The sequence below is a fragment of the Aneurinibacillus sp. Ricciae_BoGa-3 genome, assembly GCF_028421645.1.
Taxonomy (GTDB): Bacteria; Bacillota; Bacilli; order Aneurinibacillales; family Aneurinibacillaceae; genus Aneurinibacillus_B.
Genome location: NZ_CP116888.1, coordinates 457,486 through 480,038, shown reverse-complemented (window position 1 = coordinate 480,038; position 22,553 = coordinate 457,486). Strand labels below are relative to the sequence as shown.

The following is a 22,553-nucleotide window of genomic DNA, read 5'->3' as shown; positions in this document are numbered from 1 at the left end:
CATTTACCCTCTTACCGCCTATGCTTGTCTTCCATTAAAATGAATGAGGAAAGGAAGGATTCTATGGCAAATATTTTGGTTTGCGTTGCCAATAAAGAAACGGTTCCCGTTTTGATAAACATGGGACTTAAATTACAACAAAAGGAGCCAGGGGAACTTTTTGTCCTCCACGTCACCAATCAAGATTTTTCTCGGTTCCCTCAACATATTGATTATTTATACAACGTATGCAGAGAGTACAACGCAAGTTTTGGCATTATAAAATCCAACAACGTTGTTGATGCTATCAAGAGCTATGTAAAAGAACACGAAATTGACACCGTTGTTCTAGGCAAAGCCAGCGACATCACGAAAACAAAAAGTAAAACAAACCAATTGCAACAGTCTTTCGTGGATGACATTCAGTTTTGCATTGTTGATATTCCTAAAGAAAGCGATTACAATATTGCTGTTCAAATCAGATAGGTAGGCGTATCTTTTCGCTTCCTACCTTTTTTTGTGCTGTTAAAGCTCTCTTTTTTAGGCGATACTAATAAAAGAGAAATCTAGAAGGTGTGAAATATGTGAAGAGACAATCCAAATACCTACATAAAAAAGAGGAATGGAAAAATTTATATGAATCAGGACTTTCTTTTACCGAAATTGGAAAACAAGAAGGCGTGGCCTATTCCACGGTTCAGACGGTTCTTAGAGGCGTCGTCACCCCACGCCCCAAACAACAAAACGCCCGTCATGTTGATGAATGGGTGAAATTATATACGGAAAGTGAGATGTCTATCAATGCGATTGGAGAAAAATATGGGGTTACTCCCAATACCGTCTCGAAATATTTGAGAAAAGCAGGAGTGGAATTAAAGAAAAAGGGGCAAACTTCTCCTTTTGAAAAAGAAATACCTACCTGGATAGAGCTTTATAAAAATGGCATGTCCTTAAAAGAAATTGCAGATAAGTATAATACCTATCCGCAAACCATACATAAGCACATCGAAAATAAAGTGGATATGCGAGAATACGCCGAAACCTCGCAAACATATAAAACAGAAAATCCTCATTATCTTGACCATATCGATACACACGAAAAAGCCTATTGGCTTGGGGTCTGGTTTGGGACTGGATTTTTATCCAAATCAGTGAATGGTTTTGAATCTACTTTAGCTTTAGCCTATAAAGACAAAGAGACATTGGAACGATTTCGAGAAAAAATTGCTTTTGATAAACCCATTTCTATTTTGCAAGAAAACGAGACACATATCGCAAGGTTACGTATCCTGAACAAACATATGTATGAAGTGCTTAAATCGCACGGATTGGCTTATGAAAAAAACAAGAACAGCGTGTTTCCTACTCAATTAAAAGAGAAATTTTATTGTAGTTTTCTTTTGGGTTATTACGAAGGGAAAGGAAGCTGTTATACACACTCTGCCGTTGTAAGAGGATATTCTTATATTCAAATTTCGTTAACTTTTTATGGCACAGAATTATTTCTTAAAGAATTACAACGCATCGTACAAAAACAAATCGGTGTTCCACTTTATTTAGGCGAAATGCGACACAATAAAAACGGAAGACTATGGACAGTCCTGCGTTTAGCGACAAGCAAAAGAGAAAGCATCGAAAAAATGGCTTCATGGATGTATGCGCACGTCGATGATTTTGCGAAACACAGGGATATTCGAAAGATTTTATCAGGTACAAAAAGAGACGTATAAAAAAGAGACGATAATCCTTTCTCCTTTTCTTATCCGACTTCCTAAAGGCTGATTAACATAATCGACTCACTGAACCATGATTGACTGCTTCTTTTTACTTTGTATTCATGGTTAAAGAACAAAGAACAGGTAAACAACTGCAAAGAGGGATATACCAGAACACATCAGGCTAATGATTAAGCAATTGATGACCCTCCCTCGATTGGTTATCACACCATCTGCTGTTGATAATTGTATGGCAGAATGGCTAAATACGATTAAGGATACAATTAACGCAATCACAACAATATAAAACAGCATCCGTAATTCACCTCACTTTTCTTTTAGAAAGAATCGTTATTCAAATAATTAATCCGATGTTTTTCCCATCTAATAAGTATTCTTCAGTCATTTTATTCTTCCATCACTATAATTTTTTCTATAAAAACAGGGAGAGAGTCTCTCCCTATGTTATTAAAGCTCCACGTTCTCGATTTCCTCAATCTGTCCCGCTTTGCCTTCAATGATGTTCTTAACCAATCCCATGAGACGGTCAGAATATCCAGCAAGATAAACGACTGACGGGTCTTTGGAAATGCGTGTTTGGTAGGCTTGTAACTGCCAAACAATGAGTTTCGCATCTTTTGGTTTTTTCGCTTTCAACCAAACCCGTTCTAGGTCATCCGCACTTTCAGAATCCGTAAACAGGATAATGTACTTCTCTCCTTTATATTCACGCATAATCTGTTCAAATAATGTACCCGCTCCCACTTTGGTTTCTTCTATTTGATGCGCCATATCGAACAATTCGTCCTGTTTGCGAATAGGCACTTTTTTGATTTGAGATGCTACGGCGTACACTTCAGATTTCGCATGTGCTTTCTTCACCATTGCACCAAAGAGAGTCGCCAACTCAACGCAAGACAAGGAATCCGTTACCTGCGAATTCATTGAAGAAGACGTATCAACAGCCACCTTCAGATTGATAGATTTATCAATAGAGAAGGCTTCGCTTGCCACCTGTTTCAGTACATTGCCTAGAGCCGATTTAAAGGCTGGCGTTACAACCATGCGTTCTGCCGTAATGAGTGCAAAAGGCAACATGTTGGACTTGCGATAAGCCTTAACATCGTTGATTTTTTCCACGACCATTTCGATGACAGCATCAGGAATGTCGGTTTCCACCACAAGCTGTTGCTTATAATAATTGTACTGACCATTTACTCGACGCAATTTGTTAACGGTTGTAGTTTCCGTGGCAAATACACGTTCCAATGCAACCAGATTCAAAATGAGCGCAGAGTAATTCAAACCTTTATACATTTGAGCATAGAGAGCTTGTTTGCCTTCATCAGACAGGTTTTTGGTCGAGTGTTTCAACTCTTCCAACTGCAGACGGTGCTGTTCAACTAGAGACAAGGTTTCATCGTCCACGATGCCTTGTTCTAGCTTTTCAATCACCGATTTTAAGCCAACTGCTCTTGGAAAAGTAAGAGCGTCTTTAGCAAGGTACTGCATAAAGGCTTGGAATTCTTCGCTTTCCTTCTTACTGTCAGGTCTTGTTACCTTAATCACTTCTGACAATTTGCCTTTATTGCGAGATACCTGGTACTCATTGAGTTTGGCAACAAGCCATTTATTGATGACTTTCTTTACGCCTCGTCCCACACCGTCCCGAACTCCGCCCTTACGTGCCATCTCCAGAAAATCATGGAGCATTTTAGGGTTTTGGATAATGCGTGGAAACGCCTTTTTAAAGAGTGTTTTGTCTTCCAGTGTAGATAAATACAACAACCAAACAGAAGGAACCAGTTTCAACGAGTTAACATTGTTTCCGTAAATGGCACTCTTCGTAGCGAACTCTGGCTCTTCTTTCAATGCCCGTTCAAAGATATCCTTTGCATTTTTGAGAACGTCAGCAGAAGATTGATAGAAGTTCCCTTCTAAAAGCCCTAATGAGAAGAACTCCGCAATCGTCTCACGAAATGTTGTTTGATACCCTACACCTCCTTCATAGGTTACGATTTTATTCGAATTCATTTGTTGTACTTTTTCAATGGTTTTCATCGTCTCAACATCTCCTTTAATTTTTGATAGTGTTTGGAATGAAACATGTTAAATGTTGGTATGAGAGAAACGGGATTCGCACCCATGCCCTTTGACAACCAACTGTTCTACTCATTGAACTATTCTCTCATAATCTTTAAGCTAATTTCTTTTGTTTATGTTTATAGTCAAAATCGAAAAGGGAAAATAAAAAGGATAAAACGTGATGTTCTACCCTCTCTATGTAAGATAATCAAAAATGAGGAAAAGGAGAAAGACCTTTTATGCTCCGACCTAGTGATTTTGCCAGAAGGTCTTCAAGGGGTTATTTCTGCTTTCTAGCTACTCAAAAAATTGAATAACGAAATATCGTTTAATTGGTCAATGTTTTTAATGTAGTCTTTCTAGCACCTCAACGTTGATTATCAGAAGAAAGTAGGGAAAAGGGGTTAAGACAACGGTTTTTCTTTAAGCTCCAACCATCTGGCAATGGCGCAAAGCCTTGTTTTTTCCTCAAAGTATTTGATAAGAATGTAGTCTTAACAGCACCCCACGATTATGAAATTGTGTCGGACTCCCGACAAAAATGTGATGGGATTCTTACTATAACAGGCACTAGTCCTTTATAGCCTGATTCTTTGACAGGTTCTTGCCCTTCAAATTCAGAACGAATCCCAAATTGAGTGTGAAAACGTAGATGGCTGTATATCTACGTCTTTTGCCATCGGGTTGAGGTTTTCCCTTAGCCTTCGTTCGTCCTCCAAGTTAGCGTTGACTCTGCGTTGCAACTACGTAACAAAGTACACCAACTCGTCTGGGAAGCACCCAACAAGGACTTAGGATGATGGCGACCCTATGGTGTTAATAGGGAGTTTCACCCTTCCCTTTTGACTCACTCCCAGCTTTTTTTAACGTCCTCCTGGGCGAAGACAAAAATGCCCCGTATAACCTCTTACTCCTTTCACGAGTCCACGCCCAATCTAGTACTAAGAGAATTCATCATTAGTTTTTCAGGGTCTTAACACTTCGGGGGCGGCGCATACAGGGAAGGTTCGCACTTGCCATAGCGTTGACCTACTTTTGTCCACGCCCTGTATCAAGTTTTTGCCTGTGTTGTTTAAGCGTTGGCAAGCTTTCAACTCCACCCACAGGCTTATAGAGGAAAATTACGCCTCTTCACGAGGAAATCAGATGCAGTCCATTCTGCGGTACGCAATGGTACAGGTGTGTCATTCATGTTAATTCATTTTGTGTTTCATGTTCCTTTCGGGGAAGAGGTGTAAGACATTTGTTAAGGTATTCGTGGCTTACATCGTCGTGTAAGGCAGGAAATGTGATTTTGAAATCAAATGTCAACTATTTGGCGAAACGACCGTTGGTCTGCAGTATAAGCGGGCTAGTGGGCAGAAGCCCTTCACCTAGCCCGATACTATTCAATTACACTTCATTGTTCTGTGAGGTAAAAGTAAGAAATTCATAATAGGATGAATGTAGTCTTACTAGCACCCCGAAAGGCTCTGATGGGGAAAGGGTCTGAAAGATACGTTTTTAGCTCGTATGGCTCGTAAGGACTGTAGACATTCCCTTAATAAGGTTATGAAACAGCCCCTTTATAACTCACCCTTCATGGTGGTGAAACACCAACTTTATCGGTCACCCTTTATGGTGGTGAAACACCAAATTAAAACAGATATTGCGATGGTACTCATGATTCATTCTGTAGTTTAAATTTCCACTTGTAATGTAATCTTTCAAGCACCCCATTTTCATAGGGAAGTAGGCGAAAGATTAATTTATGAGTTTATTCCGCAATCGGTGGCAATCTTCCAAGCCTTCTGCCGACCTTTCGCTGTTCAGGAAGGTTTATAGGAATCACCTCTGCTTTTGTCAAAATTCATCTCTTTTAGAATGTAATCTTTCAAGCACCCCATCAGAATTTACTTTTGAAGGAAAAGGCGATAAGACGTAAAATGTGTAGCTGTGGCTGGTAGCCTTTCGCTACCGTAGGAATGTTGGTAGACTTTAGCTACCGCTTGAATCTTGAATAGTGTTGTCAAAATGTAGTCTTATCAGCACCTCAAAAGGTGAATACATACTTTAGGGAAAAGTGGTACAAGACAATGACTCTCTTAGAGAGTTTAGGTATTTGAATAAAATGTAGTCTTGTATACACCCCAAAGGGTTCTGTAAAGGAAAAGGGTTAAGACGTTATGGGTGGCTCTAATATGGTAAGAGCCAAATTTGAAGGTTTTGCAATGTTTTTTAAATTAAGCTTTCACTATAATGTAGTCTTAACAGCACCTCTTACAGAAATAAAGCATGTTCTCTATGAGCTTCTACCTCTTTTTCAAACTGGCATCCACTCAACCCCTTTATTCGGCTTCTACCTCCTTGCTTACTGCTGGCATCCGCCTAATGGGAAGGAACACTTTTTATAAAACAAAGGAAAATGGAAAAGACGTAAAACAACATCTCTTGTAATGTAGTCTTTTCAGCACCTTTTCGTTTTCCTTATAAACAATATAACATTCATATTGACTATTGTCAAATATAATTTGCTTTACTTCAATTACAATTGACAACTTTATAAAACTATCATATACGAGTCTCTCTTTTTATATTCCGATACATTCTGAAAAAATTGTTTTATAGTTGTCGAATATCAATTATAAGGTATAAATGTCAACTATAATTGATATTATAGTATAGGTATGGTATTATATAACAAAAGGAATGTCAATATTCCTTGATGTTCTATAGAAAGGAGGTAAACCTTTGATTCAATCGAATTTACGTATTTTAATGGCGCATAGTGGGATTAAAACATTGAGAGAACTCGGAAGACGTGCAAATGTATCATGGAAAATCATCAGTAACTTGGATAATAACGAAGATATTGATACCATTCAATTAAGAAATTTACTTAAAATTTGTTTAGCCCTCAATTGTACGCTAGACCAATTAATCAGCATTGATTACAAATCCATTCATTCAGACCTATAATGTCTAAAACAAAACAGAGGTGACTCTTCGATGAAACCCTATTCAAAAGAGATACCAACATAATCTAAGATAGTAGTCCTTCAATAAGAACCTACTATCTTTTTTAATTGGAATTTTTCGCCCAGAAAAGCTCATACACATTGAAAAATATTGATTAAAAGTAAAAAAAAGATAGGTTCGTTCTAAAAGAACTTTCTATCTTTGTTTTAGCTATTAATAATGGTGATTCGTCGTTACATGTGTCGTGACAGTATGCGTCGTAACCGCATGATGTGAACCACCATGCTCTTTGACTAATAGAGGATGTGTGGAACGAACATGATTGCTTACAATATGTGTCGTCACAACGTGTTGCGTAACCACATGATGCGTAACTACAGGCGAATGATGAACGATTACATGCTGAACGGGTGGTGTATAGGCATGGTAGTGGGTTTGGGAACATCCACTTAACAAAGCCATAAGTGCGCCAATACTTACTAAATATGCCGTGATTCTTTTCAATAAAATCCCCTCCTTTTGTGTTGATTTTCAATTCATATGATTTTATTGATAGTAGCCAATTCATTTAAAGCAGTTAGATACCAAACTCCACGACAACCTCTTTAACGCCATAATGCTCCTGAATGATATGGAGCAGTTGCTTTTTGATGTCCTCCGCTCCACTCAACAGCATGTCTGTGATGCGAATCTGTATTTCCATTCGATTTTCGTGCTCGTCCATTTTCCAAATTCGTAGGGATTGAATCTCTTCGATGCCTTCTATTTGAAGAATCTCTGCTTTTAATCCCTCAACATCCACACTTTCTGGTGTTCCTTCCATCAGAATATCCAAACTTTCTTGGATGATGGGATAAACCGATTGAATAATCATGGCTGTTATAAGGATAGTGACCATCATGTCTAACCAATAAAGATGATAATGCTGAATCAAAAATGCCCCTAGCAATACAAACAAAGAGGATAAGGTATCACTAAGTAAATGAATGTAGTTTGATTTAATGGTTAAGCTTTGCTTTGCACCATGACTTAACAACAGCATACCGACAAAATTGGCAAGGACACCAATTCCTGCGACGTACATAACCATATTGCCTTCGATAGTTTTTGGGTGAAAAAAGGTTTGAATGGATTCAATCAGAACAAACAAGGAAAGAATAACGAGGATAATCGAATTGAGGCATGCCGATAAGATGGTGGCACGTTTGTACCCAAATGGTCTTTTTGCATCGGGCTGTCTACTAGCAACCTTGATGGAAAAATAGCTGATAACTAAGGAAGCCGCATCGTTTAAATTGTGTATGGCATCCGCCACCAAAGCATTACTTCCTGAAAAAAGCCCACCCACCAATTCAGCTACAGTAATCAAAATGTTTAACACAACAACCAGGAATAGCCTGGATTTGCTGATGTTGGTTATATCATGATGATGCCCATGATGATGGTGATGCATGTGGTCATGTGAATCACCATGAGGTTCATGCGCAGAATGGTTATGCATATCTTCCTCCTTTTTGATTGAGTAAAGAGAGTATTGTTTCTCTGTTAGGCTTGTACCACTTTTAACAACACGGGACTTGAAATTCCATCTTTAGATTCTTGATACGTAATGGTTAACTTCGTTCGTCCATCTTGTTTTTGCTTAGAGAGAAATAAGACGATATCTTTTCCCACATTAAATACACGAATGGTATCTTTACCCTGATGGTTGATTTTAAATTCAACGAGATTCTTATCAACAAATCCCTGAAAGAAAGCTATTTGTGTAATGTTTTTTAACTGACTGTTGGCTCGAATAGATGAATCTTGAATCGTGGTGGCAACATGGGATTGTACTTGAGGTTTGAGTTGGGGTTTATCAGTAGAGCATCCAACAAAAAACAAGGCAACAACACAAGGGATGACGACAAGAGACAATTTCTTTGATATCCGTAAGGCTATCATGAGTCAAATCCTATCCTTTCTTTTTCTTTTATTGCTGTTACATTTAACTTACATTGAGCTTAACCCAACGATTTAAATCTGAATAAGCTAGACTTGGATATTTCGTGTACGTGACATTCAACAGCCAACCCTTTCGAATTTTTTGCCAATTGTTTTCCTGGCATTCGATTTTAACTCGGTCACCTTTCTGCGTTTTTAAGATAATGCTGTAGATGGTTGCCGTATGTGGTGAGTAAAGGTATTCGACTTTTTTGTCCACCACCATAGCATTCTTTTCTTCAACGGTGATATTGTGAGAAGTTGATACTGCCCTATCCATTGTAGAGGAATAAAACCAAACAAAAACTAAGAGAGCAGATAGGACAGCCACAACCTCCCCAACCGTAATAAAGCTATTTGTTTTTCTTTGAACCATTCCTTTTTTTCTTTATCCAAATCTTAATCACCTTCTCTTTGACTATATAATAAACTTATAAACAATATTATTTTAGTTATTGTTTATTGTCAATTGTAGAAAAGAGGGAAATGACTGTTTCAATTTTGATTAAACAACACGGAAAAGGATTTCTTTTGTTTCTACTTTTACTTTTTCAACTTCAACGCTTACCCTATCGCCAAGTGTGAACTGTTTCCCTGTTTTCTTACCTACAAAGGCATGTTCCGATTTCACAAATTCAAAATCATCTTCTTTTATTCCGTGAATGTGGACAAAACCTTCTATGGTATTTTCCAGTGTGACAAAGAAGCCAGATGCCATTACATGGCTAATCATGCCGCTAAATCGTTCTCCGATTTTCTTTTCCATGAACTCTACTTTCTTCATCTCAAACAGAGCCTCTTCTGCTTTTTCGGCAACACGTTCCCGCTTGGAACATAGCTTCGCATTTGCCTCCACGATTTCACTAAGTGCATCTTTTCGTTCTGGCGTCAGGAGTCCGTGCAAGTATTCTTTAATAATTCGATGGATTTGCAGGTCTGGATACCTTCGGATAGGAGAAGTGAAGTGAGAATAAAATTGCGTTGCCAAGCCAAAGTGTCCTTTGCAGACTGCAGTGTATCGGGCTTGTTGCATACATTGTAAAAGAAGGAGGTGAAAAGCAGGTTCTTCTTTTTTCCCTTTTACTTCTTTGAGAATTTGTTGGAGTTGTTTTGGCTCGATATCCTCCAAGTTGTCCAGCGTATACCCGTACTGGCTGATATATTCGGCAAACTCTTTTATTTTCTCTTCTCTTGGATTTTGGTGGGTACGATAAAGGAATGGAAGAGCTTTATTAAAGAAGCTCTCGGACACCGTTTCATTACATACAATCATAAACTCTTCAATGAGTTGATTCGCAATCCCACGGTCATATTTTTTGATATCCTGAACCGTTCCGTCTGCATTTAAGTTAATTTTCGCTTCTGGAAAATCAAAATCAATATTCCCTCTTTCATCCCGCTTGTTCATCAGAATATACGTCAATTCTTCCATCACTTTTATATCCGACACTAAATCGGGATGCCTTTGTGCAAAGCTCGCATCTTTCTCCATTAAAAAATCATTGAGTTCACGGTAATTGAGTTTTGCTCTCGAACGGATGATGGATTCCACAATTTCATGGGCAACCACCTGTCCTTGCTCGTTAATCTCCATAAAGACAGAGAGCGTTAACTTGTCCTCGTTAGGATTCAAACTGCATAAATCATTCGATAGCTTCGTTGGAAGCATCGGTATAACCGTATCCACTAAGTAGACCGAAACCCCTCGTTCCAAGGCTTCTTTATCCACTTTCGAATTTTCTTTTACATAGTGGGATACATCCGCAATATGAACACCTAACTGATAGTGACCGTTTGCTAATCTTTTGATTGAAACAGCGTCATCCAAATCCTTAGAATCCTCTCCATCGATGGTAAAGATGGTTAAGTCACGCAAATCACGTCTACGCCTGAATTCTTCTTCCTCTATTTGACCAGGCATTTTTTCCACTTGTTTGATAACCTTCATTGGGAATTCATCTCGAAGATTGTGTTCTTTGATAACCGAAAGCAGGTCTACCCCTCTTTCAAATTTAAAACCAATGACTTCTTGAATTTCTCCCTCTGGTTTTCGATTACGTTCAGGATATTTGATGATTCTACATACCACTTTGTCATAGGATTTCGCACCATTCGCCAATCCTTCTGGAATATAGATATCCATATTTATCTTCTGGTTATCTGGAACAACAAATCCATATCCATCGTTGTCCATATACGTACCAATAACGGTTTCGACTTCTCTTTCAAGTACCTTATCGATGTGTGCTTCCATCTTTTTGGCTTGCTCTTTTATTAAGGGTGTAGCAACAACGATATCTTCATGAAGGGCGTTACTGATATGTTCACGGGAGATAAAATACACATCTTTTTTGTTGGAAGCAGAGACCAGAAATCCATATCCTTTTGGATTATAATAAAATTTGCCCACAATCATGGAGTTTTCTTTATTCACAAGGACATTGTTTCGTTTGGTCACCGTAATGATTTTTTCTCGTTGGAGTTGTTTCATCGCTTGATAATACACTTTTTTCTCACCAGGAGGCAGGTTAAAATATCGGTCTAACTCACGCTTTTTCAGTTTTTTTGATTTGTTGCCGATAAGAAATAGTAGAATCTCTTCTTTTATCGTTTTCATGGGATACCCTCCTATTTAACAGGCTTTTTTCAGCCGTTTTTTAGATTATACGGAGGCAAATTTTCAACGATAAATAAAAGAAGGTGTAATACTGCTTCGGTCAACGGAAGTAGCCTGAATTGGATATGTTGGTGTGGAATAAATAAGGAGTGGTGAAATGGGCGTATTAGTTCCCTTTGTTTTAAAAGAAAAAGGACTCAATAAAGCTAAATATCCCACAACGGTTAAACATTCCATGCTGAACAGTTCCATAATGGTTACGCTAAAAATTCTACCAGAGGAACTTCATACAATGTTACGAATCCTTTTACAAGAACAAAAAGAAGTACATAACCAGTATCAAAAAGCTATGAGAAATCATCTCCCTGAAGAAATAGCGTATTGGAAACCGATTAGTCGTACCATTTCAAATATGATTGTGAAGTTTAAACAGATTCATAGCTTCAATGTATTACTTGAAGAAATGACATTCATTGAAATGGAATGTTTGATAGGGACAATGGAAAAAGTCCTCCAACAAAATTATTTGACCGTTTGTGAATCAGGAGAAGCACATTCTTCTCTAGTTACATCGCTACTGGAACAAACCTATTTAAAAATATTACCTATCTATGAAGAACAACGCTTGGCGTTAAACAGTATGTAACAAAAAACCCTTAATCATCTCGATTAAGGGTTTCCACTTATTATTTTGTTCGTTTCACGTCAGTTATTAATCCTTCTTTGTTTGCCTTTAGCACAGAATAAGCGATTTGCTGTTGTTCTTCTGGCGTTTTACTAAAGAAGGAAGGATTGTCTATAGTCATTTGGGTAAAGGTTCGTAGAGCAGTTAAGTAATTTTTTTCTTCACGATTGCCGATATACTTTTTAAAGTTTTTTTCCTCACGGGACATCCTGCCTGTATCATTCCTTTCCTTCGAAAGATTGATTTTATTGTATCATCGATTATAGTCAATGTAAATCGCAAGAAGGTCTGATGCCTTTTATCCTCGTTTATTCTGCTGGTCAACTCATACAAAATTACTTGTTACCAATATTTTTTTCATTTAGAAATGTATAGCGAGCTAATCGGTTCGGTTCTGTATAGATGCGGTTCACTTCTTCCTTAACTTTTTCGAAAAAATTAGGATTGGACAGCATAAGCATGACGTATTTATTGTTTCCTGATTGTTTTGTGCCAATGAAATCGCCCGTTCCACGAAGCTCTAAGTCTTTTTCTGCTATTTTAAAACCATCTGTTGTGTCACACATGGCTTTTAACTTAGGATTTTCTTTTTCTTCGGAAAGGAGAACGCAATAAGATTGGTGGCTTCCCCTCCCTACCCGTCCTCTCAATTGATGCAATTGAGCAAGACCAAAACGTTCCGCATTTTTAATGAGGATGACCGTTGCATTCGGCACGTTGACCCCTACTTCAATAATCGTGGTAGAAATGATAATATCATATTTATTTTGAGAAAACTTAGCAATTTCTTCTGTGATTTCGGATTGCTTCATTTTACCTGAAATCATAGCGATGTTTACTTCAGGATATTTGTTATAGAACTTTTTCATTTTATCAAAAGTCGCCTCAACGGAATCCACGTCAGCAAGTGCTTCGGATTCGGAATCCTCAATCAACGGGCAAACCACATAACATTGTCTACCCTGTTTGATTTGACGATACATCGCTTCATACGCTTTGTCTTCGTTTCGAATTTGAATGGTTTGCACAGGTTTGCGTCCTTTTGGCATGGTTGTAATGGTTAGAACATCCACACTATCACCATATACACTCATAGCGAGGGTTCGAGGAATCGGCGTAGCACTCATGGTTACTTGATGAACGCCATGTTTCGCTTTTTCGTTGAGTTCGTTTCGTTGTACGACACCAAAACGGTGCTCTTCGTCCACGATGGTTAAGGCTAAGTTTTGAAAGGCGACATCCTTTTGAATGACGGCATGTGTGCCAACCACCAACTGAATCTCACCTGATTCAATCCCCTTAATGATTTCTTTTTTCTCCTTCGCCTTCATATCCCCTGATAAAAATCCAACTTTATAGCCCATATCTTTTGTTTTTTCTATGAGTTCCAGATAATGTTGTTTGGCTAACACGGTGGTCGGAGCCATTAACACCGATTGAAAACCGTTCTCTGCGGATATGAGCATCAGAATAAATGCAACGATGGTTTTACCAGAACCCACATCGCCTTGAACCAGGGCATTTACCCGCTCACCTTTTCGCATCTTTAGATAGATGGAACGTAATGCTTGTCGTTGTCCATCTGTTAAATCAAATGGAAGATTGTCCATAAAACGCTTAATCGTATTGCAGGTCGGCATGACAAAAGGTGAACGAGATACCACACCTTGCTGTTGGTTAGCTAACTGCATCCCAAATAGAAATAAGTCATCAAAAACAAAACGTCTTTGAGCGATTTGCAGTTCCTTTTCATCTTTTGGTTCATGCATAGCCCGTAAAGCGACCGCATTTTTAGGGATATTAAATTTATTAAGCAATAGCGGTTCTACATAATCCGATTTATCCGCAACCGCTAACGCAGAGCGAATGGAATCCATCAGGTAATCAGTAGACATACCTTGTATCTTTGAATAAACAGGAATAATTCGCTGATAGGCTTTAATATCCGTCCCAAAAAACATGGGACTTGCCATCTGTCGAGTATTGTATTCCGTATCGATTCGTATTTTCCCACAGAAAATATAGGTTTCCTTTGTTTTTAACTTTTTAGCAAGATAAGGGTTGCCAAACCAGAGAACATACAGGTTTTTCCCAGAGTTATCCCGCACTTTCGCCCGTACCAGTTTATTGGACACTATCACTTCTTCCAGTGTGCCAACTATCGCTACAACCTCTTTATCTTTGACTTGGGAAATCGGTGTGATTTTACGAAAATCATAGTACTTTCGTGGAAAAAATCGAGCCAAATCTTCCACCGTAAAGAGGCCTTTTTTCTGAAATTGTGTCACTTTATTTTTTGGAATACCGAGTGTTTCAATCTCCATTTTTTCACCTCACTTCATTTTTTTCATTGCGTTTCCGCATCATTTATGTTGATTATATTATATCTTTTATTATTTATTATGTAAAATATAAATTACAACAACCAAAATTAAAATTGTATCTTTATCGAATTTGTTTCATTAATAGGCATAGAATAGAACAAATTTAGATACAGGTGTTTTTTAAAACAATTGAACAACGGAGGGATTTTTCATGGCAGTTAAAATAGCAGAGAACATCAATTTACTCAATGAAACAGGAATAAACCTAATGGAATTAAAAAAGGTCTTGTTACAAAACAAGAACAATCCACTCATTCATAGCGGTCTCCTTTCTTCTATCAAAGAAGAGGATTATGAAAAACAGGTGTATGAAGCCCTAACGAATGATTCGGTAAACGAGGATGCGTTTCAAGTGGTGCTGATTTCATGGACGCCTTATACCAATATGGAGCAACTCAAAAAGGTCTTTTCTGATTTTCAATCGAAGCTTTCCAAAGCTCTGGAAGCAAAAGGTCAAAAATACTTTACGACCGAATCTTCAGCAAGAGATGGCGGTGTGGTGGTCATTAAAAAGTTTGGAGTGAATTTGAACTTTATTCAACGGGAATTCCGCCTACCCACACGGGAGGCGAAAAAACTCTTAAAAGAGGGTTTTATCGAAACCTATGCCAAGCTCAAACTGAATGCCATTGTGAAAGATATGGTTGAACAGGTAGAAAATAAATTTAAGATGGAAGAATGTATTCAACTTGAAGTATCACCCTTCTATTACGATGAAAATCGTGAAATTTATAATGTTGATTTCAGGATTTTACTGGTATTAACGGAGAAACAGTTGAGAGCAGATTATATATATGTGAAAAAGTTATCGAAGGATTTGGATGAAATTCTAACCTTCGTGCAAAAAGAGTACTACAAGTACATCAACGGCGGGATTAAATAAATAGGGTATCGGATTATCGTGTTGAGGTTGCGAGTCAAGATAAGTAAAGTGTGAGTACAATTTAGAATGGAGAAATAAAAATGGATGATAAACTTCTTCAAAAGTTACAAGGAATGATTGAAGCCGAAAAAGCTGTCGATACTGGTCATCACACATCCTATGACGACTATGGAAATTATTATGAGGAAGGATTGAAGCAGGGTAGGCTTGAAGTCCTCCAAGAACTTTTTGACCATCTGAGTTCAGATGTTGTGGCAACTGTAAAGAAACAACTGTTAGATGCAGGAATGAAAGAAGATGAATTTAATGTACAGACTGTTGACTTGCATGTGCCAGTTACGCCTATTTCAAGAGAATGGCTTAAAACGTACAAACACAAAGATTATGTTAATTACTATTGGTCTGATGTAGATAGACGCGGTTGGTACAAAATACCATTCGCTAATATGGGCGATTATATAAAAAGTAAGTTTCAATAAAATATGACTTCAAATTATATTCAAAAGGATTGGCTATTTGGTATTCAACACGATAATCCGATTAGCCAATAAATACCACGGATATAGTAAAAAACAGCATGGCGAGGATTACTCCTTTTCCATGCTGTTTTTCATTGTTATGCCATTTTGTCCGATTTCGATGGAATAGCGGTTGTCTCGAATGGGAACGTCATTATCAAGCGATAAACTAACCAATTCAATTTTCCCGACTTGCACATCTTGAGCTTTCCATTGTTTCTTCATGCTTTCCGCATACTCTTTGGAACAGAACACCAAGAGCTTTGTTAGGTCATGTGCATATTCATAATGAATATCGGGTCTACCGTCGCTGTCATGGTAATACACTGCTATTTCTACGGTTGCCGAAAACGCAACTTCCTTATCCATTCAATTCCTCCTTTCTGTTTGTTTTCTAACATAAGAGCCTTCCTTTGTCTTCCCCATAATAAAAAACAAAATAAAGTATCTATCACCCTCTGTAGTCCGTGGAATTTACTCACTTCTGATGTCTTTTATTTCTTCTTTGGCGATTTGCCGAAAAACCTAAAGACCTTCTTCCTTGGTAATTCCCATTTCATTATGGAGGACGTTTTTTACTTCTTTATAGACGTTTTTCCGTGTTTGTTGCGACATTTTTGCTTTTCCTTCCTATACGAATCAAGATACAAAACGTTGTTTGGTATGCTTTTTTCAATGTGTATCTCTGAATTTATCTTTTTTGATTTACCGAAACGGTGACTGTAAACCAGACAAGTTCCTATATACCCTAACAATAGGTATCCCAATAATAGAGTAGGATGAGATAAAGCCAATCCAAACGTAAAAGGAAGACTTTTTTGAATCAGTACGGCTACAATCAAGGAACAAAAGTTAAACAGTACATTGGTCACCACAAAATAGGTGAAAAGGAATTGCATAATCTTTGACTTTCTACTTATTCCGTTCACTTTCTATCTCCTTTACATTTGTTAGAGGCTCGACATGAAAAGCCCTTTCTTTTGAAAATCTGTCCCATCACTCTTCAAAAGTCCCTATCACTCTCAGCAATGTACGAATTACATAATCTTTGACTGTCTCGTAAGTCACATCTTCCCTAGGAAATCGTTTATCTCGTTAGATAAGATTGGCGAATTGATAGAGCGGATATGGAATATGCTCACGGTCATATCGAAATGTAACTGCAAAACGACAAAAGGAAAATTTCATACTTAACCAATCACCCCAAACTTCTTTATCATTTCTACCAAGAAATTTAGCCCTTCTTGTGTGTCAATATGATAGGAATCTACATATCTTTCACCTTTGATGACACCCTGCTTAATTAAAGCATGGATATCTTCATTGGATGGAAAGGTTAGATTTAATGACGCACACTGCTCCATTAGGTCTTTGGGGAATGCCCACTCTTCTGGTGTTGTATCTTCGGAATTACCTGCTACACGAATATCAAGATGTCTATCCAGGCTTTCCTTATGAATAGCCTGGGCAATCACTAATGGCATATAACCTTCGACCATCCAATACGACCATCCTCGCTGAAAGATGAAATTGTTACGCTTGCCAATTAGAGTAGTCGGAACTTCACCATCCATCATTCCAACATGAACAGGTGTAATCCCCGCCTCTTTTAATTCACTGCGAATGGTTTTATCACAACCACGAACCCCCGCTAAATTTATCAAACAACCGCCTCCTCTTTTTGTTAGTTTACATAATTATTTATTATGTCAATTCTTATCCATTCACCAAAAATGTGATTCGTTTCTCCGAACCAATGCCCAATTTCCTCACGAAGTTGGCTTTCTTCATACCCCCATATTTCTCGTAGATTGTCCCTGTTTACATCCGTAACTAAACCCGTTTCCCACACAACAAATATCTCCAACCTATCATTATGGTGATGCTCATAAAACAAACCTTCTGGCAGGAAACCAATATCTCGAAAACGGATTAAAAATTGCCCTTTCTGATTCTCTTGTATCGTAAGCAATTTCGATACCTCCTATTATTTATCCCAAGACTGATTATCTTGTTTCATTTATGTAGCTTTTCTTTTTTACCTGTCATCTAGTATAAATTATTTATAGACTATATTCAATGTTTGTTATCGAAAGCACTATAGGATATAATTTTCGTACAGTTAGAACACAAACAACTGTAAAAAATAATTTACAATTATTTATAAAGTGTGCTATGATGAATACAAGAAAAGCTCAGGAGGATGTCAGTATGCAACAGAAAAAATGTAATTTTTGCGATGAACGAAAAAGCCTTATGGAGGTTCAAACCAATCGGGGTGTGATTCCCGTATGCCCTTCTTGTTTAGAAAAGTTACAAATGCAACAGGCACAAATGCAAGAACAGATACAAGAAGAAGCGTCAGAACTCCAATCGTTCACACCACAACAAATCAAAGAAAAATTGGATAAGGTCGTTATCGGACAAGACCATGCAAAGAAAGTGTTGGCAACCGAAATCTATAAACATTACATACGTATCAACAATAAGGAGTACCTAGAGCAAACGGGTAAAAAACTAAGAAAAGCCAACATCCTGTTAACAGGGCTATCTGGAACAGGAAAAACCCTTTTGGCTCAAACATTAGCTGAAATTGTTGGCGTACCATTCTCTATTGGGGATGCAACCTCTCTAACAGAAGCAGGTTACGTCGGAGATGACGTGGAAAACGTGGTGCATGGTCTTATTCGCGCAAGCGGAGGAAACATTGAATGGGCGCAGAAAGGCATTATCTACATTGATGAAATCGATAAAATTGCCAAGAAAGCACAAAACGTCTCCATTACACGAGATGTATCTGGTGAAGGGGTTCAGCAAGCTCTTCTAAAATTGGTAGAAGGACATAATGTACGGGTTCCTGTGGAGGGTGGAAGAAAACATCCTGGACAACCGATGTTGGAGGTCAATACTGAAGACATTCTCTTTATTGCAGGCGGAGCTTTTCTTGGTATTGAAGAGATTGTCGCAGAGCGTCTCAAAGATAACGAAACCAACCGCATTGGGTTTAGTCTATCTGCTCATTCCCATTCGAAATCGACGGAACAAGACCAAACAAAACGGTTGCGTGAAAACATTACCCTTGAAGATTTGAAAAAGTTTGGGATGATTCCTGAATTTTTAGGACGTTTCTCTGTTGTATCCAATCTCGAACCCCTTGAAATTTCGGACTTGGTTCGGATTCTAAAAGAATCGGAAACGAGCATTTTAAATGAGTATGAAGTTCTGTTTGAGATTCAAGGAAAAAGCATCTCCTTTACAGAGGATGCCATGCAGGAGATTGCGAAAACAGCTTTTGATAAAGGACTTGGTGCGAGGGGGCTTCGTCCCATTATTGAAGAACTCATGCTCGACATCGTTTATGAAATGCCTTCATCTGACCAGAACAATTACGAAATTACAGCAGATATGGTACATGGACATTCCTTACGTGCCGACCCACTTGAAAAACAAGAAATTGCATAAGGATAACAGGGCGAGGTGAAAACTTCGCCCCGTTTTTATTGACCAGCTTTCATCTTATTAATTTGGACACCCTACATATGATATAGAAGCACATAATGAGAAAGGAAGATTGAAAACATGGGTGTACTCGACAAATTTAAGCGAAATAAAAAAGAATACATGAAATATGAGGATGGTAAAATCATTCCTGTAAGGGTGGAAGATAAAAACTATAAAGAATACGACATTACTCCATCGGAAGAGGATACCAATGTAAAAGAGGTCATCAAAGAAACATTGGATGTCTCCAAAAGTAAAATAAAACCCTATCTCTCCATTAAAACAGCTAAAACAGTAGGTGCGGTAGTCGTTATCGCTTTGTTTGGATGGACAATAAAAGATGTTTACCAAACATTTTCAACTCCAGATGGAAATGCAACAAAAAAGATGGTGACTTCTTCAAATAAAGTGACGCAAACGGTTTTAAACCAAACTGCAACCGCTGTTTCATCAGCCAAAATACAACCACAGGTACAGAATCAATCAACTACCGCCATTCCCCAAGTGAAGAGTCCACTTAAACAAGCCGTGGATGCCTCAAATGTGGTGAATTCCATGCTGGTGTCGGAGACCAATAAAGAAATGGCTAATCTCAATGATTATCTGCAAAACAAAGTAAATGGTTATACCGTCGCACAAAACATCAATGACAGTCTTGCAACTAAACGACAAGTGATGGATTATCTCACCGCACAAAAGCCACTCTTTGCTTCACAAGGGATAGATGTCTATTACAAAACCACGGAGGATAGGTTAAACAATGCCATTAGCCTATCTCAAGGCTTGGTAAAATCCTTGAATGCAAATGCACCTTCCAATACACTCCTACCAGAAGTCAATGATTTTACCAAACAAGAACAAACATTAAAACAAGCACAGAACGATGAATTTATCCGTGTATTAAAAGATAAACATATCCCGTACACGTTCAATCAACAAAACCAAGAAATAACCTATACATTGCAATAAAAAAAACCGATTTGTGGTTTCTTTCCACAATCGGTTTTTTATTTATCTCTTTGCCTTTTCTTTTTTAATATTCATCTGGTCTTTTCGAAATAAGAAACGCTCTCCTGTGACCAATTGGACACTATATAACTCGTGAGAAAAAAGTGTATGGGAAGGAACGTCTATGATTTCTCCTTCAGTCAGTTTCCCATCAGTATTTTTTACGATAACTTTCGTGCCTATTTTCGGCTCTTTTTGCCACTTCCAAATCATCGGTCACTCCACACTATGCGTATTTCTCAAGGGTTTTAATAACGTGTTCTTCTTGATAGGGTTTCACGATAAAATCAACGGCTCCTGCCCTCACTGCTTCCACTACTTTTGCTTGCTGTCCCATCGCACTAATCATAATGATTTTTGCTTGCGGGTCAAATTTTTTAATGTGTTCAGTGGCTTCTGTACCTTCCATTTCTGGCATCGTAATATCCATTGTAACCAAATCAGGTTGAAGTTCCTTGTATTTTTCAATCGCTTCGACCCCATTTGAAGCATCGCCAACAACGAGATAACCGTTTTTCTCCAACATATTTTTCAATGTGACACGCATAAACATGGCGTCATCCACAATCATTACTCGCTTCAAACCGACACTCCCTTTTCAGTTTCTCTTGTTTGATTTATTATACATTTATAATTGTTTATAGTCAATAATAAAAAAGTTTTGAGATGAAAGAGATAAACAACCTCTTACAACCCAAAACTTATTTAAAATTCTCTGGATTTAAAAAGAAAAACAGAGAGTTTATAAGAGAAAAAAGACACCAGATAAGACAGTACGAGACCAATGACTCCAGGTATCATACCCGATATCACCACTTTGCTGGTAGATTTTACACCAGCAGGTGTAGCAGGCAAGGTGTACATCAATACGGCTGTTGCACCCATTACAACCATCAAAACCATCATATTAAACATCTGTGTTTTGGCATAACCGAACTTGAAAAACAGTGGGAACACGGTAACAAAATAAAAATTGACCAGTGCCAATGAAAAGAAGACATCGGATACATAGACAACCGAATCAAATTTCGTTTGCGGCAAAATGAAGTGAATAGCTAAAAAGACAAAAGCTACAACAACTGAACAAAGTATCGTCACAACGTTTGAAAAGAAATAGCGATTAAAAACGAGTCGTTTACGTGAAAACGGCAGACCACTTAGCATCATCATCGCATTGTTTTTGTCGTCATGTACCATGCTGGTGGTGACAATCATGTTAGAGATAATAAATACACACGAAATAAAACTGAAATTTATCAATAGCCCTTTGATTTCAGGTGTTTTGTTAATAAAAAAGAGACCTAATATCAAAATAACGGTAAGCGGAAGCGTTTTTCGTTGCAGTAAAAAATCCTTCTTAAATAATTTCAAATGTTTTTTCATCGTTTTTCCTTTTGATATGAAACAAAATGATGTCTTCCAGTGTAGCGGGTTCCACTCGGTATCCCATCTTTTCGAAAATCGGGGCATACTCTTGGGTTGCAATCATAACAAAATCACTTGCCCATTTGCGATATCCCACCGCTTGTTTTACCAACTGCTCTGGAAATGTTTCTAATCGACCCTTTACCGAAATAAACTGGCTTTTAATGGCTTGCTTTGTTCCGTTCATAATGATTGTTCCATTATGGATAAAAATAATTTTATTCGCTATCTTTTCAATGTCTGATATGATGTGACTGGAAAACAAAAACGTTTTCTTCTTTGTTTGATTGATTTGAAGGAGAATGTCCAACAATTCTTCTCGTGCGAAAGGGTCAAGTCCTGAAGTTGCTTCGTCCATCAAAAAGAGGTCAGCATCATGCGATAAAGCAACCGCTAACGCAAACTTCATTTTCATCCCTTTCGAAAGTTGTTTTATCTTTTTTTTTTTGCTTATACCAAACGTTCTGAGGTAATGATGAAGCATATCCGTATCCCATTTACTATAAAAGGACGAAAAAAAGTCGCTGGACTCACCAACGCTAAGTTCTTCGTAGAAATAGTTTCCATCAAAGACAAAACCAATTCTATCTTTAATTTTTTCTTCCTCTTTGATATGGTCAAGTCCGAAGACTTGAATTTTTCCACTGTCTTTCTTAATCATATTCAGAATAAGCTTCATGGTTGTGGATTTACCCGCTCCGTTTTGTCCAACGAATCCAACCACATCGCCTTCTTCAATGCGAAAACTAATGTTATCCAGGGTAAAATCGTTGTATTTTTTCGTTAGATTCTCTATCTCTAACATATTTTTA

Annotated in this window: 24 protein-coding genes and 1 tRNA gene; 8 read left to right on the top strand and 17 right to left on the bottom strand. The window is 37.9% G+C overall.

Annotated elements, in window-relative coordinates; all coding sequences use genetic code 11:
* Positions 1-63 precede the first annotated feature (63 nt).
* Together PP175_RS28090 and PP175_RS28085 are read left to right on the top strand one after the other, a co-directional pair.
* Positions 64-465: an adenine nucleotide alpha hydrolase family protein gene (locus PP175_RS28090; RefSeq protein ID WP_272443513.1), complete on the top strand. Its 402-nt coding sequence runs from the start codon at positions 64-66 to the stop codon at positions 463-465.
* A 98-nt stretch (positions 466-563) separates the two neighbouring features.
* A complete protein-coding gene (locus tag PP175_RS28085) occupies positions 564-1,709 on the top strand; it encodes a hypothetical protein (RefSeq protein ID WP_272443512.1) in 1,146 nt (381 codons plus the stop codon).
* 111 nt (positions 1,710-1,820) lie between these two features.
* Here PP175_RS28085 and PP175_RS28080 read toward each other — a convergent pair whose 3' ends face one another.
* The 3 genes from PP175_RS28080 to PP175_RS28070 form a co-directional block, all read right to left on the bottom strand.
* On the bottom strand, positions 1,821-2,009 hold the full coding sequence (locus PP175_RS28080; RefSeq protein WP_272443511.1) for a hypothetical protein: 189 nt from the start codon (positions 2,007-2,009) through the stop codon (positions 1,821-1,823).
* A 153-nt stretch (positions 2,010-2,162) separates the two neighbouring features.
* Complete coding sequence (locus PP175_RS28075) at positions 2,163-3,755, bottom strand: RNA-binding protein (RefSeq protein ID WP_272443510.1); 1,593 nt, start codon at positions 3,753-3,755, stop codon at positions 2,163-2,165.
* Between the two features lie 61 nt (positions 3,756-3,816).
* Positions 3,817-3,884: transfer RNA gene (locus PP175_RS28070), tRNA-OTHER, on the bottom strand.
* Positions 3,885-6,509: 2,625 nt separating this feature from the next.
* Between PP175_RS28070 and PP175_RS28065 the strand changes: the two genes are divergently transcribed.
* Positions 6,510-6,737, top strand: a complete 228-nt coding sequence (locus tag PP175_RS28065) for a helix-turn-helix domain-containing protein (protein ID WP_272443509.1) — start codon at positions 6,510-6,512, stop codon at positions 6,735-6,737.
* A 213-nt stretch (positions 6,738-6,950) separates the two neighbouring features.
* On the opposite strand, the gene PP175_RS28060 is transcribed toward PP175_RS28065, so the two are convergent.
* The 5 genes from PP175_RS28060 to rnr all read right to left on the bottom strand — a co-directional run bounded on the left by PP175_RS28060 (position 6,951) and on the right by rnr (position 11,337).
* Positions 6,951-7,241: a hypothetical protein gene (locus PP175_RS28060; RefSeq protein ID WP_272443508.1), complete on the bottom strand. Its 291-nt coding sequence runs from the start codon at positions 7,239-7,241 to the stop codon at positions 6,951-6,953.
* Between the two features lie 73 nt (positions 7,242-7,314).
* Positions 7,315-8,238, bottom strand: coding sequence for a cation diffusion facilitator family transporter (locus PP175_RS28055; RefSeq protein ID WP_272443507.1), 924 nt, complete (start codon positions 8,236-8,238; stop codon positions 7,315-7,317).
* Positions 8,239-8,282: 44 nt separating this feature from the next.
* Positions 8,283-8,681 (bottom strand): hypothetical protein, encoded by a 399-nt coding sequence (locus PP175_RS28050; protein ID WP_272443506.1) that lies wholly within the window; start codon positions 8,679-8,681, stop codon positions 8,283-8,285.
* Positions 8,682-8,724: 43 nt separating this feature from the next.
* On the bottom strand, positions 8,725-9,096 hold the full coding sequence (locus PP175_RS28045; protein ID WP_272443505.1) for a hypothetical protein: 372 nt from the start codon (positions 9,094-9,096) through the stop codon (positions 8,725-8,727).
* Between the two features lie 129 nt (positions 9,097-9,225).
* The gene (gene rnr, locus PP175_RS28040; RefSeq protein WP_272443504.1) at positions 9,226-11,337 is read right to left on the bottom strand and encodes a ribonuclease R; all 2,112 of its coding nucleotides are present in this window, start codon (positions 11,335-11,337) and stop codon (positions 9,226-9,228) included.
* A 157-nt stretch (positions 11,338-11,494) separates the two neighbouring features.
* Between rnr and PP175_RS28035 the strand changes: the two genes are divergently transcribed.
* The gene (locus tag PP175_RS28035; RefSeq protein ID WP_272443503.1) at positions 11,495-11,983 is read left to right on the top strand and encodes a hypothetical protein; all 489 of its coding nucleotides are present in this window, start codon (positions 11,495-11,497) and stop codon (positions 11,981-11,983) included.
* Between the two features lie 40 nt (positions 11,984-12,023).
* Here the strand turns inward: PP175_RS28035 and PP175_RS28030 are convergent, their stop codons facing one another.
* Positions 12,024-12,230 (bottom strand): hypothetical protein, encoded by a 207-nt coding sequence (locus PP175_RS28030; RefSeq protein WP_272443502.1) that lies wholly within the window; start codon positions 12,228-12,230, stop codon positions 12,024-12,026.
* Between the two features lie 127 nt (positions 12,231-12,357).
* Positions 12,358-14,346 (bottom strand): ATP-dependent DNA helicase RecG, encoded by a 1,989-nt coding sequence (locus tag PP175_RS28025; RefSeq protein WP_272443501.1) that lies wholly within the window; start codon positions 14,344-14,346, stop codon positions 12,358-12,360.
* Positions 14,347-14,557: 211 nt separating this feature from the next.
* On the opposite strand from PP175_RS28025, the gene PP175_RS28020 reads away from it, so the two are divergent.
* Complete coding sequence (locus PP175_RS28020; RefSeq protein ID WP_272443500.1) at positions 14,558-15,289, top strand: hypothetical protein; 732 nt, start codon at positions 14,558-14,560, stop codon at positions 15,287-15,289.
* Positions 15,290-15,369: 80 nt separating this feature from the next.
* Positions 15,370-15,768 (top strand): hypothetical protein, encoded by a 399-nt coding sequence (locus PP175_RS28015; protein ID WP_272443499.1) that lies wholly within the window; start codon positions 15,370-15,372, stop codon positions 15,766-15,768.
* Positions 15,769-15,876: 108 nt separating this feature from the next.
* On the opposite strand, the gene PP175_RS28010 is transcribed toward PP175_RS28015, so the two are convergent.
* The 3 genes from PP175_RS28010 to PP175_RS28000 form a co-directional block, all read right to left on the bottom strand.
* Positions 15,877-16,176, bottom strand: a complete 300-nt coding sequence (locus PP175_RS28010) for a hypothetical protein (RefSeq protein ID WP_272443498.1) — start codon at positions 16,174-16,176, stop codon at positions 15,877-15,879.
* 821 nt (positions 16,177-16,997) lie between these two features.
* Positions 16,998-17,471, bottom strand: coding sequence for a hypothetical protein (locus PP175_RS28005; RefSeq protein WP_272443497.1), 474 nt, complete (start codon positions 17,469-17,471; stop codon positions 16,998-17,000).
* A gap of 20 nt (positions 17,472-17,491) precedes the next feature.
* The gene (locus tag PP175_RS28000; protein WP_272443496.1) at positions 17,492-17,779 is read right to left on the bottom strand and encodes a hypothetical protein; all 288 of its coding nucleotides are present in this window, start codon (positions 17,777-17,779) and stop codon (positions 17,492-17,494) included.
* Between the two features lie 239 nt (positions 17,780-18,018).
* Between PP175_RS28000 and clpX the strand changes: the two genes are divergently transcribed.
* Both clpX and PP175_RS27990 read left to right on the top strand, forming a co-directional pair.
* Positions 18,019-19,269: an ATP-dependent Clp protease ATP-binding subunit ClpX gene (gene clpX, locus PP175_RS27995; RefSeq protein WP_272443495.1), complete on the top strand. Its 1,251-nt coding sequence runs from the start codon at positions 18,019-18,021 to the stop codon at positions 19,267-19,269.
* A 117-nt stretch (positions 19,270-19,386) separates the two neighbouring features.
* Positions 19,387-20,277 carry a hypothetical protein gene (locus PP175_RS27990; RefSeq protein ID WP_272443494.1) on the top strand — a complete coding sequence of 297 codons (891 nt, stop codon included), beginning with the start codon at positions 19,387-19,389 and terminating at the stop codon, positions 20,275-20,277.
* 42 nt (positions 20,278-20,319) lie between these two features.
* On the opposite strand, the gene PP175_RS27985 is transcribed toward PP175_RS27990, so the two are convergent.
* The 4 genes from PP175_RS27985 to PP175_RS27970 form a co-directional block, all read right to left on the bottom strand.
* On the bottom strand, positions 20,320-20,529 hold the full coding sequence (locus tag PP175_RS27985; RefSeq protein ID WP_272443493.1) for a hypothetical protein: 210 nt from the start codon (positions 20,527-20,529) through the stop codon (positions 20,320-20,322).
* A 13-nt stretch (positions 20,530-20,542) separates the two neighbouring features.
* Complete coding sequence (locus PP175_RS27980; protein ID WP_272444253.1) at positions 20,543-20,887, bottom strand: response regulator; 345 nt, start codon at positions 20,885-20,887, stop codon at positions 20,543-20,545.
* 134 nt (positions 20,888-21,021) lie between these two features.
* Complete coding sequence (locus PP175_RS27975) at positions 21,022-21,699, bottom strand: ABC-2 transporter permease (RefSeq protein ID WP_272443492.1); 678 nt, start codon at positions 21,697-21,699, stop codon at positions 21,022-21,024.
* Entirely contained in the window at positions 21,674-22,546 is an 873-nt protein-coding gene (locus PP175_RS27970; RefSeq protein WP_272443491.1) for an ABC transporter ATP-binding protein, read from the bottom strand. Before PP175_RS27970 ends, PP175_RS27975 begins: the two co-directional genes overlap by 26 nt.
* Between the last annotated feature and the right edge of the window lie 7 nt (positions 22,547-22,553).

Excerpts from the sequence above, each read along its gene's own strand:
- PP175_RS28090 (WP_272443513.1), top strand. The coding sequence starts at position 64 with ATGGCAAATATTTTGGTTTGCGTTGCCAATAAAGAAACGGTTCCCGTT.
- PP175_RS28080 (WP_272443511.1), bottom strand. The coding sequence starts at position 2,009 with ATGCTGTTTTATATTGTTGTGATTGCGTTAATTGTATCCTTAATCGTA.
- PP175_RS28075 (WP_272443510.1), bottom strand. The coding sequence starts at position 3,755 with ATGAAAACCATTGAAAAAGTACAACAAATGAATTCGAATAAAATCGTA.
- PP175_RS28055 (WP_272443507.1), bottom strand. The coding sequence starts at position 8,238 with ATGCATAACCATTCTGCGCATGAACCTCATGGTGATTCACATGACCAC.
- PP175_RS28050 (WP_272443506.1), bottom strand. The coding sequence starts at position 8,681 with ATGATAGCCTTACGGATATCAAAGAAATTGTCTCTTGTCGTCATCCCT.
- PP175_RS28045 (WP_272443505.1), bottom strand. The coding sequence starts at position 9,096 with ATGGTTCAAAGAAAAACAAATAGCTTTATTACGGTTGGGGAGGTTGTG.
- rnr (WP_272443504.1), bottom strand. The coding sequence starts at position 11,337 with ATGAAAACGATAAAAGAAGAGATTCTACTATTTCTTATCGGCAACAAA.
- PP175_RS28035 (WP_272443503.1), top strand. The coding sequence starts at position 11,495 with ATGGGCGTATTAGTTCCCTTTGTTTTAAAAGAAAAAGGACTCAATAAA.
- PP175_RS28030 (WP_272443502.1), bottom strand. The coding sequence starts at position 12,230 with ATGTCCCGTGAGGAAAAAAACTTTAAAAAGTATATCGGCAATCGTGAA.
- PP175_RS28025 (WP_272443501.1), bottom strand. The coding sequence starts at position 14,346 with ATGGAGATTGAAACACTCGGTATTCCAAAAAATAAAGTGACACAATTT.
- PP175_RS28020 (WP_272443500.1), top strand. The coding sequence starts at position 14,558 with ATGGCAGTTAAAATAGCAGAGAACATCAATTTACTCAATGAAACAGGA.
- PP175_RS28015 (WP_272443499.1), top strand. The coding sequence starts at position 15,370 with ATGGATGATAAACTTCTTCAAAAGTTACAAGGAATGATTGAAGCCGAA.
- PP175_RS28010 (WP_272443498.1), bottom strand. The coding sequence starts at position 16,176 with ATGGATAAGGAAGTTGCGTTTTCGGCAACCGTAGAAATAGCAGTGTAT.
- clpX (WP_272443495.1), top strand. The coding sequence starts at position 18,019 with ATGCAACAGAAAAAATGTAATTTTTGCGATGAACGAAAAAGCCTTATG.
- PP175_RS27990 (WP_272443494.1), top strand. The coding sequence starts at position 19,387 with ATGGGTGTACTCGACAAATTTAAGCGAAATAAAAAAGAATACATGAAA.
- PP175_RS27985 (WP_272443493.1), bottom strand. The coding sequence starts at position 20,529 with ATGATTTGGAAGTGGCAAAAAGAGCCGAAAATAGGCACGAAAGTTATC.
- PP175_RS27980 (WP_272444253.1), bottom strand. The coding sequence starts at position 20,887 with ATGATTGTGGATGACGCCATGTTTATGCGTGTCACATTGAAAAATATG.
- PP175_RS27975 (WP_272443492.1), bottom strand. The coding sequence starts at position 21,699 with ATGAAAAAACATTTGAAATTATTTAAGAAGGATTTTTTACTGCAACGA.
- PP175_RS27970 (WP_272443491.1), bottom strand. The coding sequence starts at position 22,546 with ATGTTAGAGATAGAGAATCTAACGAAAAAATACAACGATTTTACCCTG.